Origin of the sequence: Maritalea mobilis (genome assembly GCF_004363175.1) — a bacterium.
Classification (GTDB): Bacteria; Pseudomonadota; Alphaproteobacteria; order Rhizobiales; family Devosiaceae; genus Maritalea; species Maritalea mobilis.
On the sequence record NZ_SNYR01000002.1, the window covers coordinates 207,011 to 225,482 of the forward strand.

General features: G+C 51.3%; 16 protein-coding genes. 5 read left to right on the forward strand and 11 right to left on the reverse strand.

The features are described 5' to 3' along the window. Positions 1 to 59: 59 nt before the first annotated feature. The 3 genes from phnE to ATL17_RS08795 are packed head-to-tail and all read right to left on the reverse strand — an operon-like array spanning position 60 to position 2,595. On the reverse strand, positions 60 to 878 hold the full coding sequence (phnE, locus tag ATL17_RS08785; RefSeq protein WP_246028671.1) for a phosphonate ABC transporter, permease protein PhnE: 819 nt from the start codon (positions 876 to 878) through the stop codon (positions 60 to 62). Then, complete coding sequence (locus ATL17_RS08790) at positions 871 to 1,707, reverse strand: phosphonate ABC transporter ATP-binding protein (protein ID WP_208111173.1); 837 nt, start codon at positions 1,705 to 1,707, stop codon at positions 871 to 873. The genes phnE and ATL17_RS08790 overlap by 8 nt, the downstream gene beginning before the upstream one ends. A 30-nt stretch (positions 1,708 to 1,737) precedes the next feature. Next, on the reverse strand, positions 1,738 to 2,595 hold the full coding sequence (locus ATL17_RS08795) for a PhnD/SsuA/transferrin family substrate-binding protein (RefSeq protein ID WP_133572437.1): 858 nt from the start codon (positions 2,593 to 2,595) through the stop codon (positions 1,738 to 1,740). 174 nt (positions 2,596 to 2,769) lie between these two features. Here ATL17_RS08795 and ATL17_RS08800 point away from each other — a divergent pair, with 174 nt between their 5' ends. Continuing rightward, positions 2,770 to 3,945, forward strand: a complete 1,176-nt coding sequence (locus ATL17_RS08800) for an alpha-D-ribose 1-methylphosphonate 5-triphosphate diphosphatase (protein WP_166638966.1) — start codon at positions 2,770 to 2,772, stop codon at positions 3,943 to 3,945. A gap of 64 nt (positions 3,946 to 4,009) precedes the next feature. Here the strand turns inward: ATL17_RS08800 and ATL17_RS08805 are convergent, their stop codons facing one another. The 6 genes from ATL17_RS08805 to ATL17_RS08830 all read right to left on the reverse strand — a co-directional run bounded on the left by ATL17_RS08805 (position 4,010) and on the right by ATL17_RS08830 (position 9,407). Then, on the reverse strand, positions 4,010 to 5,044 hold the full coding sequence (locus ATL17_RS08805; RefSeq protein ID WP_133572439.1) for a TRAP transporter substrate-binding protein: 1,035 nt from the start codon (positions 5,042 to 5,044) through the stop codon (positions 4,010 to 4,012). A gap of 422 nt (positions 5,045 to 5,466) precedes the next feature. Next, the gene (locus tag ATL17_RS08810; protein ID WP_133572440.1) at positions 5,467 to 7,212 is read right to left on the reverse strand and encodes a SulP family inorganic anion transporter; all 1,746 of its coding nucleotides are present in this window, start codon (positions 7,210 to 7,212) and stop codon (positions 5,467 to 5,469) included. 37 nt (positions 7,213 to 7,249) lie between these two features. Beyond that, positions 7,250 to 7,594 (reverse strand): protein tyrosine phosphatase family protein, encoded by a 345-nt coding sequence (locus ATL17_RS08815; RefSeq protein ID WP_133572441.1) that lies wholly within the window; start codon positions 7,592 to 7,594, stop codon positions 7,250 to 7,252. A 10-nt stretch (positions 7,595 to 7,604) separates the two neighbouring features. Further along, positions 7,605 to 8,504 (reverse strand): MBL fold metallo-hydrolase, encoded by a 900-nt coding sequence (locus ATL17_RS08820; protein WP_133572442.1) that lies wholly within the window; start codon positions 8,502 to 8,504, stop codon positions 7,605 to 7,607. A gap of 29 nt (positions 8,505 to 8,533) precedes the next feature. Beyond that, positions 8,534 to 8,977, reverse strand: coding sequence for a DUF6691 family protein (locus ATL17_RS08825; RefSeq protein ID WP_133572443.1), 444 nt, complete (start codon positions 8,975 to 8,977; stop codon positions 8,534 to 8,536). A gap of 1 nt (position 8,978) precedes the next feature. Next, entirely contained in the window at positions 8,979 to 9,407 is a 429-nt protein-coding gene (locus tag ATL17_RS08830; protein ID WP_133572444.1) for a YeeE/YedE family protein, read from the reverse strand. A 160-nt stretch (positions 9,408 to 9,567) separates the two neighbouring features. On the opposite strand from ATL17_RS08830, the gene ATL17_RS08835 reads away from it, so the two are divergent. The 3 genes from ATL17_RS08835 (at position 9,568) to panC (ending at position 11,626) form a co-directional block, all read left to right on the forward strand. Next, a complete protein-coding gene (locus tag ATL17_RS08835) occupies positions 9,568 to 9,888 on the forward strand; it encodes an ArsR/SmtB family transcription factor (RefSeq protein ID WP_425462423.1) in 321 nt (106 codons plus the stop codon). Between the two features lie 70 nt (positions 9,889 to 9,958). Further along, the gene (gene panB / locus ATL17_RS08840) at positions 9,959 to 10,783 is read left to right on the forward strand and encodes a 3-methyl-2-oxobutanoate hydroxymethyltransferase (protein WP_133572445.1); all 825 of its coding nucleotides are present in this window, start codon (positions 9,959 to 9,961) and stop codon (positions 10,781 to 10,783) included. A gap of 3 nt (positions 10,784 to 10,786) precedes the next feature. Beyond that, the gene (panC, locus tag ATL17_RS08845) at positions 10,787 to 11,626 is read left to right on the forward strand and encodes a pantoate--beta-alanine ligase (protein ID WP_133572446.1); all 840 of its coding nucleotides are present in this window, start codon (positions 10,787 to 10,789) and stop codon (positions 11,624 to 11,626) included. Positions 11,627 to 11,651: 25 nt separating this feature from the next. Here panC and ATL17_RS08850 read toward each other — a convergent pair whose 3' ends face one another. Both ATL17_RS08850 and ATL17_RS08855 read right to left on the reverse strand, forming a co-directional pair. Beyond that, on the reverse strand, positions 11,652 to 13,514 hold the full coding sequence (locus ATL17_RS08850) for an ABC transporter ATP-binding protein (protein WP_133572447.1): 1,863 nt from the start codon (positions 13,512 to 13,514) through the stop codon (positions 11,652 to 11,654). Between the two features lie 55 nt (positions 13,515 to 13,569). Further along, positions 13,570 to 15,312, reverse strand: coding sequence for an ABC transporter ATP-binding protein (locus ATL17_RS08855; protein ID WP_246028672.1), 1,743 nt, complete (start codon positions 15,310 to 15,312; stop codon positions 13,570 to 13,572). A gap of 286 nt (positions 15,313 to 15,598) precedes the next feature. Here ATL17_RS08855 and pepN point away from each other — a divergent pair, with 286 nt between their 5' ends. Next, complete coding sequence (pepN, locus tag ATL17_RS08860) at positions 15,599 to 18,241, forward strand: aminopeptidase N (RefSeq protein ID WP_133572449.1); 2,643 nt, start codon at positions 15,599 to 15,601, stop codon at positions 18,239 to 18,241. The last annotated feature ends 231 nt before the right edge of the window (positions 18,242 to 18,472 follow it).

The following is an 18,472-nucleotide window of genomic DNA, read 5'->3' on the forward strand; positions in this document are numbered from 1 at the left end:
TCTCGCCTATCGCAAACATTTTGAGCGCGGCATCCAGACTTTGGACGCCGCGCTTTTGTTTAAGTGATCGAACGGCGCAGCCTGTCGGTCACCCATTCCATGATCAACACAATCAGAAAGATTGCCAGCATGATTGCGGCGGCCTTTTTATATTGAAATAGATCGAAGGAGGATTTGAGTTCTTGCCCGATGCCGCCCGCGCCCACTAGGCCCAAAACAACTGACGACCGCACGGCCTTTTCCAGCGCGAACAAAGTTGTGTTGATCAAGGAGGGCATAGCGTCCGGTATCACTGCGCCGCATAGAATTGAGAACTTTGATGCGCCGATGGCTTCCAGCGCCTCTTGCGGCTCTTTATCCGCATCTTCCATGGCTTCACCGAAGAAGCGACCACAGAAGCCGATGGTGTCCACCATGATGGTCATCGTGCCTGCAACAGCGCCCAACCCGACCGTGATGACGAAGATCAGTGCCCAGATAAGATCGGGCACGGTGCGGAAGAAGGAAATCAACGCTTTGAACAAGAAAGTTGTCGCTTTGAGCGGCGCGATGCCGCGTGCGCTTAGCCAGCCAATGGGCAAGCTGATCAGCACACCAAGCACTGTGCCCGCGATGGCGATTTGCATGGTTTCAACCAAGCGCCAGAACACACGACCGAGAAATTCTGGGTCGGTTTCTGGCGGAAACATGCGGTTCATCAAACTGCCGAGGCGTGGCACGCCTTCTGCCACCCGTTGTGGCGATGGGCTGACATTGTAGATCGAACTGATGATGATCGCGCCAACCACAATCCAAAGGGTGAATTGAATGGCCGACACTTTGCCAACTCGATCTAGTTGTGGCAGCTCGACACGGCGATTCATTGTTTTATCAACCACTGAACACACCTTTTAAATCTTGAGCGGTGAGATCGTCGCTCTTTTGGTCCAAGAAGATACTCCCGTTTTTGAGCGCGATAACCCGGTCTGCATATTGCAGGGCATGTTGCATATCGTGAGAGGTGAACATCAGCGTGATGTTGTTCTTCTTTGACAGATTGACGAAGCGCTGCATCACATCGTGCCCGGATTTTGGATCAAGGCTGGCTGCGGGTTCATCTGCGATGAAAAGCTTTGGCTTGCGCACAAGGGCGCGGGCAATTGCCACGCGCTGCGCCTGACCGCCGGAAAGCTGATCCACACGTTCATTCGCTTTATGCACCAAATTGACAGAATCCAGCGCTTCCATCGCGCTTTGGCGCCATGCCGGAGACGCGATGGCCTGATGCCAACCGCGCCAGCTGCCCGCACGCCCCAACATGCCATGCACCACATTGGTGAGCGCGGTCGCGCGGGACACCAGACAATGTTTTTGAAACACAAAACCAATATCGCTGCGGATTCTGCGGGCTTGCGCTGCCTGTGGTCGACCAGAGAAGGTTTCATCCAAAACGCTGACCTGGCCGCCGCTATGGGGCAAAAGGCCAATCAGGCATTTCAGCAAGGTCGACTTCCCTGCCCCATTGGAGCCAATCAACGCAACCGTTTCGCCTTCGGAAATGTCGATATCCAAATTGGAAAAAACGGCCTGCGCCGCGCCATATTGCTTGGTGAGCTTTTGCGCGGAAATCAGCGGTGACGTATTGACGGTTTTTGGGTGGGGAGAATCTGAACGGGGAGCGATACGTTCGCTCCCTGTCAAATCTTGATGCATATCTGTTATCGACATGCGCTGTCCCCCAAAGTTGGGAGTTTCATATTAGTCGCCAACGAAGCCTGAGAAGCCGTCAACGCCGATGGTGCTGTACATTGAGCGCACATAATCATAATCGGCATCATCAACTGAACCGAGGAAGAAGCCACCAGCATATTTGTCGTTGTCTTCGCCTTTAAGCACAGCTTCCATGATGGCGGCGCCATCTTCAACGAATGCTTTTTTGACCTTGGCAAGCACGTCTGCATCTACATCAGCCGACGCAACCAAAATGTCGTTTGGCAAATCCGGGCCGCGGGCAACCACTTTGAAGGCAACTTCTGGGTAGGCTTCACGCGCTTTTTGCAAATGACCGAAGTTCATGCCGATGGCAGAAATGTCACCACGGATCAGAGCTTCAATCGCAACGTTACGCTTGATGATTTGGGCGTCATAGTCTGTGCCATATTTAAGGCCAAGGTCAGCCAATGCCTGTGCTGGCCCAAGCTGCTGTGACGTTGAACCAACAGAACCGAAAGACACGATTTTGCCTTTCAGGTCTTGCGCTGTCGAAATATCGCCATCCGCCAGCACAACGATTTGGCCGAAATAGTCTGGACGCTGCCACGCCACAACGATTTGCGCGTCGGTCAATTCCTTCATCACCACATATTCAGCAGGACCGGTGAGAACAAAGTTCACTTGGCCAGCATTCATGGCCTCAACGGCGGCTGTGCGTGAGCTCACTGGAATAAGATCCATTTCCAAGCCAGTTGATTTTTCCAACGCGGCTTCCACAGCGCCAAACTCTTGCTCGAGCTGTTCCAAGCCTTCAACATCGGTCACTGCGAAAGTGATGTCCGCTGCCATTGCAACATTAGATGTTACCGCGAGCAATGCACCCGCAACCATTGAACGAAACATTATATTCCCCTGAATGTTCATTTTCGATGGCGAGGGGATAGCAATGCGATATCTCCGAAAAATAACAGCCACATGTCAGCCAGATGACAAGTCGAAATGAATATTTTCGTCACATAGATGACATGTGGGCGCACTAAGGCAGCGCCTCAACGCTACCGATCAGGACATATGAAAATGAATTCCACTGCCGCCAAAGTTGCCCGCCCTATTTACATTGCCAATGGCACCGTTTTGCAAAATGACGAACTTGTGCACGCTGATTTGTGGACGGAAAACGGGCGTATCGCTGCGGCTAAAGTTGATGGTGATGCGTTGCGCTTGAACGCCGAAGGGCTTTTGGTTTTGCCTGGGATTATTGATGTGCACGGGGATGCGTTTGAACGCAGCATCATGCCGCGGGCTAGTGTGAGCTTTGATCTCGATTTGGCCTTTCAAGATACAGATCAGCAATTGGCGGCAAATGGCATCACAACCGCCTACCACGGGCTGACGATCTCTTGGGAGCCGGGCTTGCGTTCATTAGAGAATGCCAAGAAGTTTATGGCGGCGCTGGCAGCGGAACGTGGCAAGTTTCGGGTTGACCACCGGGTGCAGTTGCGCTGGGAGACCTTTGCATTTGATGCTGTGGGTGATGTTGCGGCTTGGTTGGCACAGAAGCCAACCCCTGCCCTCGCCTTTAATGACCATACGACGTCGACAATCGAGCGCGTTGAGAGCGGCAACCTCACAAAACTTGCCGGGTGGGCCTCACGCTGTGGCCTTACGCCGGATGAATATGTGGCTATGGTTTATCGCATGGCTGAACGGCGCGCAGAAGTGCCTGCGGCGGTTGCGGAGCTTGCTGCACAGGCCAAACAATCAGGTGCTGTTATTCTTTCCCATGATGATGTGACAAAAGAGAACCGGGCCTATTACCGCGATTTGGGCGCAGATATCAGCGAATTTCCAATGACGCTTGAGGCGTTGCATGACGCCAATAGCCATGGCGAACATGCTGTGTTTGGCGCGCCAAATGTTGTGCGCGGCGGCAGCCACAATGGATCACTGAATGCTGCGGATATGGCAGATCAAGAGCTCTGCACCATTTTGGCGTCTGACTATCATTATCCATCGCTAATCAATGCGGCCTTTGCGTTGACGAAACGCAAAAACATGTCATTGGCGCAGAGCTGGGCATTGATCAGCAAGAACCCTGCTGCGGCGATGCATCTGACAGATCGCGGCACTTTGGAAGCTGGCAATCGGGCGGACATTATTTTGGTTCGCGAACAAGATGGATTGCCACAAGTTGTGGCCACCTTGAGCAATGGTGAACTTGCCTATTTGGCAGATGGTGACCTGCTGCGATAGTGCAAAACAAAACCGCCCCGAACGATCGGGGCGGCTCAAACAGTTTAGCGAACGAACGTTTAGATTATTCGCTGTGCGCGGCGATTGCATCGCGTGCTTTTTGCAGCAGCGCTTCACCGTCAATGCCAGACTTTGTGGCTTCGTCTACCCAACGGGTAATCACTGGTTCCAGCGCTTTTTCAAACGCGTCGGTTTGTGCTTGATCTAGAACGATGTGTTCATTGCCTGCTGCAACGACTTGGGCGATGCCCTCATCATCATTCTCAATCCAAACCTGGCCAAGCTGCTCCAGCCATTCCCGTCCAGAATGATCTTTGAAGATTTGCTGGATATCCTCAGGCAAACTGTCCCATTTCGCCTTGTTCATAGACATTTGGAACACCAATGTGCCGAAGCGCATTTGGTCTGCGCCTTCGATTTGATAGTTGGTTTGCTGTTCCAACTTCAATGACGGCACAATTTCAAATGGCACGAACGCCGCATCAACGGTTTTCTTGGACAAAGCTTGTGGCAAGCTTGGCACCGGCATCGCCACAGGTGCAGCACCCAATGCTTCGATTGTCCAAGCGCCTGTGCGCGATGGTGTGCGGATTTTCAGGCCTTCAACGTCGGCTGGCATGCGCACTTCTTTATCAACAGTGTGCAAGCCATTGCCCTGATGCACATGCAAGAACATGACTTCAAGGCCCTGATATTCCTGACGCAACTCAGCATCAAACACATCATACATTGCCAAGTTGGTTGCAGCCGGATCGTTGCGGTGCACAAAAGGCAATTCAAACACTTCAGTGCGCGGGAACAGGCCAGCAGTGTAGCCATTAACGGTCCACACAATATCAACAACGCCATCGCGCGCTTGCCCCACCAATTCAGGCGGCGTGCCACCCAAGGACATGGATGGATAGATTTCTATATCCACGCGGCCATTCGATGCTTCCTCGATGGCTTCAGCCCAAGGCGCAACAGTTTTCAAATGTGATGGGGTTTGTGGCCCCAAGAAGTGATGCAGCTTGAAATTGAACTCAGCAGCCACAGATGCGCTTGAGGCGAAAAGACTGGCAGCAAGGCCAACCATCGCGGCAATTTTGGGGGTATTCATTCTGGTGATCCTTTCCGGTTTCAGCCCAATGCTGAAACAATTTGAGGGATATGCGGGCCAACTGCCCGAATGGCTGGCACCTTTCATAATTTCCAGATGCAAAGCAACTTCTATTTGCGCAATTAGGCCTAAAGTTGACCATGGACGCGAACCAAAACGTTATGGAAGGAAAAACAAAAGCGCCGCCCCAGATTAAGGACGGCGCGATGCGCTTAAGAGTAGGTTGCAAACACATGGTCGGCGAGCTCAGCAAGGTTTTTTCTGGGTATCGCTTCAAAACCTCGCCGCTCGCCGATCGGGTTTAGCAAGGGCATAATCTACCCTATTGCATAGGGATTGACGAAAATATTCAGCAAAAGGGCGCATTTGAACTAATTAAATCAATGAATTACTCAAAATTGCGCCAGTTACACGCTGAACCATTATTTGGCTGCAACGCTAGAAGCCGTTGCTGGCATGCATGTGTGCGGCGCCAACTCTTGATAGGCATGATATTGCGAGAGAAATACTTTGCCTGTGAGGTGCTGCAAGAAGTCTGATTTCTCCAATTTGTCCATCACCGGCCCCTTCACTTCGCTAAAGTGCAGCTTCACGCCAAGGCTGTGCAAACGCTCATTAATGGCTTCAAGGCTTTCAAGCGCAGACATGTCGATTTCATTGACCGCCGGACACATCAGAATAACGTGCTTCAGCTCTTTATTGCGTGCCACCAGGTCATAAACCTTATCTTCCAAGAACCGGGCATTGGCAAAATAGAGCGACTGATCCACCCGCAAAGATAAGACTTCATCGCACGTGATCACATTGTGCCGATCGATATTGCGGAAGTGCTCGGTGCCGTCGACGCGACCAACAACAGCGGTGTGCGGCTTGGAGGTTTTATAAAGATGGATGGCAATTGAAGTCAGAACGCCAGCGGTTACGCCATATTCCACGCCCCAGATCAAAGTGATGCCCATGGTGGTGGCCACAGCGGCGAAGTCAGCTTTTGAATAGCGCCATGTGCGGGTGAGAATGGAAAAATCCACCAAGCTCAGCACGGCCACAATAATGGTCGCAGCCAATACTGCCTTGGGCAAATAAAACAGAAACGGTGTGAGGAAGAAGGTGGCCAGCGCAATGCCAATCGCGGTGAAGGCACCAGCGGCTGGGGTTTGAGCGCCAGCGTCAAAATTGACGACTGAGCGGGCAAAACCACCTGTGACCGGGTAACCACCGCCAAAGGCAGAGGCAATGTTAGAGGCACCAAGGCCCATCAACTCCTGATCAGGATTGATGCGCTGACGCCGTTTGGCCGCCAAAGTTTGCGCCACGCTGACCGACTCGACAAAGCCGATGACCGAAATCAGGGCTGCAGATCCTGCAAGGGCAAAGATCAACTCCAAGTCGAATGTGGGTAAGGCCAACGCGGGCAAACCTTGCGGCACGCTGCCCACCAACGCGACGCCTTGCAATTGAAAGAATGCGGCAATGCCAATGCTGACGGCGACCGCAAATACGGGACCCGTTTTGGCCAAAATATCAGCCAAGCGCGGGCCAAGGCCCATTTTGACCAGCAAAGGCTTTAAGCCTTTTCTGACCCAAAAGAGGAAAAGGGCGGCGGGGATGCCTATGGCGGCAGTGATCCAATTGATCTCGCCGACATGGGCGACCAAGGAGAGTATCAAGTCCAACAAATTATGCCCGTGGGCATCCACGCCAAAGATATGTTTGAGCTGTGAGGTCGCGATGATGAGGCCAGAAGCCGTGATGAAGCCAGCGATGACCGGATGGGAAAGGAAGTTCGCCAAAAAACCCATTCTAAACAGGCCCAACGCCAGCAACATCACCCCTGAAATGAAGGCCAATAGAATGGCTGCTGCCGCATATTCAGCTGTGCCTTGCAAGGCCAGCTTGCCCACCGCCGCTGCTGTCATCAACGAGATCACAGCAACGGGGCCAACAGCCAATGTGCGAGACGACCCAAAAAGCGCATAAGCCACGAGAGGGAGAATGGAAGCATAAAGCCCCATTTGTGGCGGCAACCCGGCCAGCAAGGCATAGGCCAATGATTGCGGGATCAACATAATGGTGACGATGATTGCGGCAACCAAATCCGCGGTAAACACCTCACCATTATATGTTTTACCCCAATCAAATACGGGTAGCTTTTTGATGTGATCAAACATTGGTCTTCACTTTCAACTCAAACAGGGTTTAACCCGATTAGCGGTTTGCTTTCGCTTCGTCGTTCAATTCCCAAAGGGCGTGGGCACGCATGCCGGAGCGGCAGAAGCCCAAAATCGGCTTTGGCAATTCGTCGTAAGTTTTGGCAAATTTATCCACATCATCACCGCAAGCTTGGCCGGGCTTAATCGGCACGTGCGCAGCTTTGATGCCCACTTTTTCCGCTTCTTGTTGCAGTTGCGAGAATTGTGGCTGGTTACCTTCTTCATCGTCTGGGCGGGCACAAATCAAAGATTTGATGCCGTTGTCGGCCAAGGCCTGCAGGTCGGAAAAACCAACCTGCCCTGAGATGAAGTAGTCGTTATTGATTTGCTTCAGTTGCATTGGATATCCCCTATTTCAACTTGTTGACGGGCACTTTGAGATAGACATTTCCATCATCATCTTTAGGTGGCATTTTGCCGGCCCGCATGTTGACCTGAAGTGATGGAATGATGAGCTTTGGCATGTCCAACGTGGCATCACGCTCTTCGCGCATTTTCACAAACTCATCTTCGCTCACGCCATCTTTGACGTGGATATTGTGCTCACGCTCGTCTTTGACACTGGTTTCCCACTCAATATCGCGGCCGTTTGGGCCGTAATCGTGACACATGAAAAGACGAGTCTCATCAGGCAGTTGCAGCACCCGCTTTACAGAACGGTAGAGCGTGCGTGCATCGCCACCCGGGAAGTCTGCACGGGCTGACCCACCATCGGGCATGAACAAAGTGTCACCCACAAAGGCAGCGTCACCGATGGTGTGCGTCATGCAAGCTGGGGTGTGCCCAGGCGTGTGCATCACATAGGCGGTGAGACCACCGATTTTGTAGCTGTCGCCATCTTTGAACAATTTGTCGAACTGGCTGCCATCGCGCTGAAATTCAGTGCCTTCATTGAACACTTTGCCAAAAGTGTCCTGCACGATGGTGATGTTTTCACCGATGCCGAGCTTGCCACCCACTTTTTCTTGGATATATGGCGCGGCTGACAAATGGTCGGCATGGACGTGGGTTTCAATCAACCACTCAACTTCCAAACCTTCATCCTGCACATATTTGATGATGCGGTCTGCGCCATCATAAGTGATGTGACCAGCAGCGTAATCAATGTCCATGACGCTATCGACAATGGCGCATTTTTTGCTGTTCGGGTCTGCCACCACATAGGAAATGGTGTTGGTTGGCTCGTCAAAAAATGGTGTGACGATCGGCTTTTGTGACAAGTCCGGTGTAAATGGTAGAGGCTCAATCATTTTGATCTCCTTATTCAAATCGAGGACGTTTACTGCGAAGCCTTAGCAACACGCGCAAAGGTGCCGCGGGACCGCAAGAATTTTGCAAAGATGATGCCGCCAATCATGGCCGCAACAAAGATAAAGGGTTCAGGCAAACCAAGGCCGAGTGCTGGAATTGACCCACCTGGGCAATAGCCGGTTAGCCCCCAGCCGATGCCGAACGTGGCTGCACCACCAATAAGCGGCAAATCGATTTGCTTGGCTTGTGGCAAGTTGAACACTTCTGCCCACACAGGCTTTGGCCGTTTCAACACCACAAAATAACCCACAACCGTGACCAACCAGGCTGAAATCATCACCAACACAAGGCTTGGATCCCAATTGCCAGCCACATCAAAGAAGTTCAGCACTTTGGCTGGGTTGGCCATGCCAGACAGGGCAATGCCCATGCCGAAAATGAGGCCGATGGCGAAAAATGAAATCAATCGCATCTTAAAATACCCCCAAAATGTGCCGCACCACATAAACAGTGATGAAGGTTGAAAGCATAAAGGTTGCTGTTGCCGCGATGGAGCGAATTGAAAAACGCGCCATGCCGCACACGCCGTGGCCCGAAGTACAGCCCGAGCCATAATTAACGCCGATGCCGACAATAAAGCCGCCGACGATCATGGCCCAAAGTGGCACTGGATTTTGAAAATCAACAGGCGTGCCAGTGAGCAAAAACAAAGCCAAAGGCCCTGAAATGGCGCCAATCAAAAAGGCAGCGCGCCAGCCCTTATCCGCAACAAATGGTGGCAAGAGACCAGCCAAAATGCCGGTCATACCTGCAATGCGACCATGCAACCCCATGAGCAGCACAGAAGCGATACCAATCAACCCTCCCCCTATGATGGCTTCAATTGGCGTAAATTCAGTCATATATGTGTACCCTGTCGTTTTTTGAATTACGTTTGTGTCATCTCGCATATTGGTATATAAGTAATCACTAATATAATGCAAGGCCTGATTTAAATAAAATTTGAATTTGCGGTTCAGGAAAAATTTGTTAAAAAACAACAACCATTTAAGGGACAAGATAGTGAGCGCACCGAGCGATTTTCAATTATTAGAAGAACGGGCAGCTGAAGCCTCTGAATTGCTGTCGGCCATGTCTAGCCCGAAACGCCTGTTGATTTTGTGCAAACTGGTGGAAGACGAGATGTCTGTGTTGGACCTTGCGGGGCAAGTTGACCTGTCACAGCCTGCCTTGTCACAGCATTTGGCGAAATTGCGGAACCTCAAGCTGGTGAAAACCCGCCGCGACGGCAATGTGATCTTTTATTCTCTGGCTTCGGAAGAAGTTGAAGCGGTGCTGCGCACCCTTTACGGCATTTATTGCGGACCAGGCCAAGACGCCTAAACGAAGGTCCTATTGCGAATAAGGCCATCTATTTGGTCGGATGCCAGCAGGCAAACCAAAGGACATTTAGATGAGCGCCAACTCCAAATTCAAAACACCTAGCGGCCACGCCCTAAAAGCGCAAAAGGGGCAAGACCCGATTGTGTGCCTCACCGCCTATACCACCCCGATGGCGCGACTGGTGGATAAGCATTGCGATGTTGTGCTGGTGGGCGACAGTGTGGGCATGGTGCTGCATGGTTTTGAAAGCACCCTCAGCGTAACCATGGACATGATGATCCTGCATGGGCAAGCGGTGCGTCGCGGCGTTGAAAAAGCGTTGCTGGTGGTTGATATGCCCTTTGGTTCTTATGAACATAATAAAGAGCAGGCATTTGAAAATGCGGCACGGCTGATGCGCGAAACGGGCTGCGAAGCGGTGAAGCTTGAGGGCGGCGCCCATATGGCAGAGACCATCGCCTATCTCACCCAACGCGGCATTCCGGTGATGGGGCATATTGGGCTGACACCACAATCCGTGAAAGCCATGGGTGGCTATTCTGTGCAAGGGCGTGGCGATGACCATCAGCGTATTCTAGCGGATGCCGAAGCGGTGCAAGAAGCCGGCGCATTTGCCATTGTATTGGAAATGGTGACCGAGCCATTGGCCAATGAAATCACCGCATTGCTTGAAGTTCCCACCATCGGCATTGGCGCATCAGTTGAATGCGACGGGCAGATTTTGGTGGTGGATGATTTGCTTGGCCTATTTTCCAGCTTTAAACCGAAATTTGTGAAACGCTATGCTGAACTGGCAGACATGGCGGACGAAGCAATTGAACATTACGCAAAAGAAGTGCGGCAACGCAGCTTCCCGACAGATGCACATGTTTATGCGGGTAAAAAGAAGACTTAATTTATGAAAATTGCACGGACAATTGCCCAACTGCGCGCAGCGCGAAAAGCATGGCACAAGGCTGGCCAGACTGTAGGTTTTGTACCAACTATGGGCGCCCTGCATAAGGGGCATTTGAGCCTGGTCGATGCCGCAAAGGCCAAAAGCGACAAGGTGATCGTTTCAATTTTTGTAAACCCAACACAGTTTAATGACCCGAAAGACCTTGCAGCCTATCCACGGACAGAAGCGGCCGATTTAGCAATGCTCAAGCCGATGGGCGTCGATGTGGTGTATATCCCCAATGCAGACGAAATGTATGCAGATGGATTTGCAACCAAAGTGAGCGTTGAGGGACTGACTGATTGCCTGTGCGGCGCGACACGCCCTGGCCATTTTGACGGTGTGGCGACTGTGGTCACCAAGCTGTTTTTGCAAACTGGCGCTGACAAAGCGTTTTTCGGCGAGAAAGACTTCCAACAATTGCAAATCATCCGCCGAGTGGTGGCTGACCTTAATATTGATATTAAGGTGATTGGTTGCCCCACCATGCGCGAGGACGATGGCTTGGCCATGTCTTCCCGCAATGTGCGGCTGAGCGAAGAAGCGCGTGCCATTGCGCCATCGCTGCGCAATGTGATGGGCAAGTGTATAATCGACGTGCAAACGGGCAAGACCATTGCTGATGCGGTGCAGGACGCAAAAACACGCCTTGCCGAAATCGGCTTTGGCAAAGTTGATTATTTTGAGTTTCGCGACAGCAAGAACCTTGAATTGCTGGAGCAGCTAGATGGCCCTGCCCGGCTGTTCGCCGCCGTGTTTTTGGAAGATGTGCGGCTGATCGATAATGTCGCGATAAAATAAAGGGCGGTCGAAACCGCCCTTTTTGTTATGCAGATTTTTCTTCTTCATCACCATAATCGATGAAGCCGCCGGATTGGCGTTTCCACAAGGACGCATAATGCCCATTGCGCTCGAGCAATTCAGCGTGGGTGCCATCTTCAATGATCTTACCCTGATCCATCACGATCAACCGATCCATCTCTGCAATCGTAGACAGGCGGTGTGCAATGGCGATCACGGTCTTGTTTTCCATCAGTTGATGTAACTGCTCTTGAATGGCTGCTTCCACTTCACTGTCCAAAGCTGAGGTGGCTTCGTCCATGATCAGAATCGGGGCATCTTTGAGCAATACCCGCGCGATGGCGACACGCTGGCGTTGACCACCTGAGAGTTTGACCCCTCGCTCGCCCACATGCGCATCATATCCCTTGCGCCCTTGCGGATCGACAAGGTCGAGAATGAATTCGTGCGCTTTGGCCTTTTTGGCCGCCGCAATCATCATTTCCTCCGTCGCATCAGGACGACCATAAAGCAGGTTTTCCCGAACTGAACGGTGCAACAAGGATGTATCTTGCGTCACCATGGCCAATTGTTCGCGCAACGTATCCTGCTGCACATCGGAAATGTTTTTGCCATCAATGGTGATGGTGCCCTGCTCCACATCATAAAAGCGCAGCAAGATGTTCACCAAAGTGGATTTGCCCGCACCAGAGCGGCCAACCAGGCCAACTTTCTGTCCTTGAGGAATGTGCAAATTCATATCGGTGATCACGCCTTTATCGGCGCCATAGTTAAAGGTGACATTGTTGAATTTAATGTCGCCCTTCACTTCACCAATCGGCTTTGCGTCCTTTTTGTCGGCCACCAATCGCGGCAATGAGATGGAGTTGATGCCATCCTGCACCGTGCCGATATTTTCGAACAAGGCAGACATTTCCCACATGATCCAGTGCGACATGCCCCAGATCCGCAACACAATGCCGATACCAATGGCCACTGGCCCCGGTGTCATCACCCCGTTCAGCCACAAAATGATGCCAACCGCACCCACAGAGAACAGCAAAAGCGAGTTCAATGTGTCGATGATGATGTCGAGGCTCGCACCCAACCGCATCTGGTTGTAAACGGTTTGCAAAAAGCCGCTCATGCCTTCGCGGGCATAGCCAGCTTCACGACCGGAGTGCGAGAACAATTTCACTGTCGCAATGTTTGTGTAGCTATCAACGATGCGACCCGTCATGACAGAACGCGCGTCGGCTTGCTTTTGTGACACGTCACGCATGCGCGGCACGAAATAGCGCATGATGGACACATAGGCGACCAACCAGATGGCGAACGGCGCCATCAAGCGCCAATCAGCGCTGGCCATCACAAACAGAATGCCGATGAAATAGACCGAGATATAGACCAGAATGTCCAAAATCTTCATGACGGTTTCGCGCACCGCCAAAGAGGTCTGCATCAATTTGGTGGCAATACGACCGGCAAATTCATCCTGAAAATAGGTCATGGATTGGCGGATCAAATAGCCATGCACATCCCAGCGAATCCGCATGGGGAAGTTGCCCAGCAAAGTCTGGTGCATCACAAAGGATGAAAAGGCCGCTGTTGCGGGCTTAATCACCAAAATGATCGCCGCCATCATCAGCAATGTTGGCCATTCATCTTGCAGGAATGTTTCAGGATCAGACGTTGATAGCCAATCAATCACATTGCCCAAGAAGCCAAACAGTACCACTTCGAGAATGGCCAAAATGGCAGCGCCGAGCGCCAAAAGCACGAGCCAAAGCTCCAAGCCTTTGGAATAATGTCGGCAAAATGCCACCAAGGTTTTCGGCGGTAATTGCGGGTCCTTTTCCGGGAAGGGTTCTACCCGGCTTTCGAACCAGTCAAATATTTTTGTTATCATTATATTCGCCTTTTAAGAAAGATTTTTCTTTCTATATTCGTTTTTTGTCTTTTAATCAACCGCTCGGAATGGCCGGGTCTGCCCCCTCCATATTGGCGAAACCGCCGGACTGGCGATGCCACAAAGAAGCATAATGCCCCTTGGCCTTGAGCAGTTCTTCATGTGTGCCCTGTTCAACGATCCGCCCTTGATCCATCACCAAAAGTCGGTCCATGGCGGCGATGGTACTTAAGCGGTGTGCAATGGCGATGACAGTTTTGTTGGTCATCAAATGCTGCAATTGTTCTTGGATGGCGGCTTCCACCTCACTGTCGAGTGCGGAGGTTGCTTCGTCCAAAATCAAAATAGGTGCATCTTTGAGCAACACGCGAGCAATAGCGATCCGCTGGCGTTGACCACCAGAAAGCTTCACCCCACGTTCGCCCACTCGGGCGTCATAGCCTTTGTTGCCGTTCTCATCTTCCAAGCCCAAAATCACATCATGGATTTTGGCCTGTTTGGCCGCAGCAATCATGTCTTCATCTGACGCGTTTGGACGGCCATATTTGATGTTTTCGCCCACTGAACGGTGCAACAATGATGTGTCTTGCGACACAAAACCGATGGCGCGGCGCAGGCTATCCTGCGTCACTTCATCAATACGTTGTCCATCAATGCGGATTTCACCCGATTGCGCATCAAACAAGCGCAGCAGCAAATTGATCAAGGTCGATTTGCCCGCCCCTGACCGCCCGATCAAACCGATCTTTTCGCCCGGTTTGATGTTCAGATTTAGATTTTCAATCACGCGCGGCTTATCGGTCGTTTTGTCCGCATCATAGGCAAAGTGCACATTTTTAAACTCAATGCCTGCTTTATCAGCGTCGAGTTCTTCCGCATCGTCCGCATCCAACATGGTGATCGGGCGGGCGATGGTGTCCACGCCGTCTTGCACCGTGCCGTAATCACGGAAAATGTTGGTGGCCACTTCCAAAATCCAGCCGGAAATGTTCACCGTTTGCCAGACGAACGGAATGATGGTCGCCAGTTTACCAGCGGTGATCATGCCCTCATTCCAGAAATAGAGCGCCATATAGCCCACGCTGACCATCAACACAGCATTGATGAGGAACAGCAATGTCCACATCTTGGTGAATTCGCGCATCAAACGGTGCAGCACATTGGTGTGGTTCTTCACCGAACCCGCCACATATTCATCCTCGAACTTGCTTGAAGCGAATGTTTTGAGGGTCTGTATATTGGTGTAGCAATCCACGATCCGGCCCGTGACCACAGAACGCGCTTCGGAGTTATCCTTTGAGCGCTTTGCGATCCGCGGCAGAAATCTGGTCATGATGCCCAGATAAACGATCAGCCACACCAAAAGCGGCAGCACGAAAACCGGCTCGACATTGATCAGCACAGTAATCGCCACGATCAAAAAGATGACCATGTACCAAACAGAGTCGATGGCCTGCATGGTGCTTGATTCAAGCGAATTACCCGTTTCCATGATCTTGCTGGCGATACGGCCAGCAAAGTCACGCTGGAAATAGGCCCAGCTTTGGCGCACCACATGCCAGTGGCTTTGCCAACGCGTCCGCCCCATCATGGGCGGAAAAATGGTATGGAAATGCACCAGCGAGCTCAATGTGAATGCCGCTGGACGCAAAATGATCACAAGCGCAAAACCGAGCAACATGGCACCATGGCTGGTGAAAATGTTGCCAGGACTTTCGTTTGAAACCAAATCAACAATTTGCCCCAAGAACACTGGGATCATCGCATCAATGGTGGCGCCAATGGCAACCAATGTCATTTTTGCGAGCAAACCCCAGCGGAATTGCTTTAAGAAATAAACATAGAAATCCTTGACCCCTTGCGGAGGATGCGGATTTTTTGCAAGCTCGGTGGGCGGATAGATCCGCTCGAACCAATTAAAAACAGAATTTAACATTGTGAACCTTTAGGATTAGGCGCTAGGCAATCGCGACCAAGCCGTTCAGAATATCGCCAAAGACGATTCGTGGCTGTTGCAGAGAGGCAACAGTGCGACAAAATGTGTCATTTCTGGACACAGTTCCAACATATATCGGACAAAAATCATGCGCAGCGAAGAGCAGAAAATCATTTATTTACAAGACTATAAGCCAAGCGACTATCTGATTCCGAAAACGGAAATGTGGGTGGACTTCACCCCAGAACGCACGCGCATCACAACCGATTTGCACATTGAACGACAAGTGGGCGTTGAAGATGGCACCCCGCTGGAACTGGACGGCGAACATTTGGAATTGGTATCCATTGCCATTGGCGACGAAGTGCTTGGCGCTGGCCAATATGAGCTGAGCGAGAGCGGGCTAAAGCTGCTCGACCCGCCGCAAAGCTTTGTGCTGAGCACCGTGGTGGATGTGGAGCCGGAAAAGAACAAGAGCCTAGAAGGGCTTTACCGCTCGTCCGGCAATTGGTGCACACAATGTGAGGCCGAAGGCTTCCGCCGCATCACATATTTCTTGGATCGCCCCGACGTGATGTCCGTTTTCACGGTGAAAATGGTGGCAGACAAAGATTTGGCGCCAGTGCTGCTTTCAAACGGCAACCCGGTCGACAGCGGTGAAATGAGCAATAACCGACATTTCGCTGAATGGCATGATCCGCATCCAAAACCATCTTATCTATTTGCGATGGTGGCTGGAAAACTTGATAAAATTTCAGAAAATTTCACCACAAAATCTGGTAAAAAAGTAGACCTCAACATTTACGCAGAGCCAGGCAAAGCAGAGCTTTGTCGCTATGCCATGGATGCGCTTATTCGCTCTATGAAGTGGGATGAGGAACGCTTTGGCTGCGAATATGATCTGGATGTGTTCAATATTGTGGCCGTGAGCGACTTCAACGCAGGTGCGATGGAGAATAAGGGCCTCAACATTTTCAACGACAAATATGTGCTGGCCGATCCTGCAACAGCGACTGACCAGGATTATGCGTTGATTGAGCGGATTATTGCGCACGAATATTTCCACAATTACACTGGCAACAGAGTCACTTGCCGTGACTGGTTCCAACTGTGCTTGAAAGAAGGGCTCACTGTTTTCCGCGATCAGGAATTCTCATCTGATGAGCGCTTCCGCGATGTTGAGCGTATCGATGATGTGAAGGGCTTGCGGCAATCTCAATTTGTTGAAGATAGCGGCCCCCTCGCCCATCCACCGCGCCCAAACCAATATGAGCAGATCGACAATTTTTACACGACGACCGTTTATGAAAAAGGCGCGGAAGTGGTGCGCATGTTGATGACACTTTTGGGCAAAGAGACCTTCCATGAAGGGGTGGATTTGTATTTGGAACGCCATGATGGAGAAGCGGCAACCATTGAACAGTTCATCAAATGTTTTGAAGATGTGAGCAAGCGCGATTTGAGCCAATTCCAGAAATGGTACACACAAGCTGGGCGCCCGCAGGTTAGCTACACCACTGCTTATGATGCGGAAAGTAAGCAGTTCACATTGGAGCTGAAGCAAACGGTGCCCGCCACGCCCGGCGAAAGCGAAAAATCGCCTATGGTGCTGCCCATCAAGTTTGGCCTTGTGTCCAACAATGGCGACGATTTGGGATGGGACAGCGTTGAAGGCGCTGAGGTGCGTGATGATTTGATCATTATGGACAAAGAAGACGTGACCGTTCAGTTCCACGGCGTTTCAAGTGCGCCAGTTGTGTCGCTGTTCCGCGAGTTTTCTGCGCCAGTGACGATCCAGACCAAGGCAAGCCTTGAAGAGGATTTGCATCGCGCACGCCTAGACGGCGATCCGTTTAACCGCTGGGAAAGCTTGCAGTCAGCCATTTTGAACATTGTATCGCCAAGCATGGCGGTGGATGGACCAGCGCTAGACCTTGATCTGTTGGATCAGGTTGCTTCTGCGCTGAGCCAAACGCTCGATAGCCAAGATATGTCACCTTCATTCAAAGCGTTGAGCCTGCGGCTGCCAAACTATCAAGATTATGCCCAGCGCGTTGGTGAAAACATCAACCCGGACCACATCAAGTCGATTAAGCGCGACGTGGACCGGGCGATTGCAGAGCGGCTGCGCGGGCAATTGGTATCGCTATATTCGGCATTACATTTGCCGGACGAATATGAGCCGAATGCAGAGCAATCAGGCATGCGGTCGTTGCGCAACCAGAGCTTGAGCCTTTTGGCCGCGCTGAACGACAAGCAAATCTTTGAAATGGTGGAAACCCATTATAACGAGGCGCAGAACATGACGGATCGTCAGGCTGCGTTAGCCATTATGTGCGCTTATGCCCCTGATCGGGCAGAGCCGCTGTTGGCACATTTCAAAGAAAACTTCGCCGAACCTATGACAGTGTTCGACAAGTGGCTATCGCTCAATGCCTCAATTGATGATGATCGCACCATTGATCGCATTCACTCGCTGATGGCCGATGATCGCTTTTCGCTGGAAACACCAAACCGGGTTTACGCCTTGTTTGGCAGCTTCACGCAGGGCAATCCCACACAGTTTGCCCGCGAGGATGGTGCTGGCTTTGATTTGATTGCCGACATTATTATGCATATTGATAAGTTCAATCCGCAAGTGGCCGGGCGTTTTGCTGTGGCGTTCCGCATTTGGAAAAATTTCGAATCAAAACGCCAAAATGCAGCACGCACGGCGCTTGAGCGCATACGCGACATGGAGAACATTTCGCCAAACCTGTCGGAAATGGTGAACAAAACCTTAGAGGGTTAAATTTTTTTGATCGGTAAGTGATTCAAAAGACTCACGGTTTTTGCAGGGGCAAAATTTGCCTATTTAAAGGGGGTCGACAAGCCCCCTTTTTTTGATTCAAATTGATCATATCAAAGGGCAACAATAGCTCTTTGGGGGCACTTTTTTAGACAATTTGGAGAGTTCAAATGTTGTCGATGGAGACATCCGACGCAGTCGGGACAGGATTCTTTAAAAAGCTTTATAAGCGTT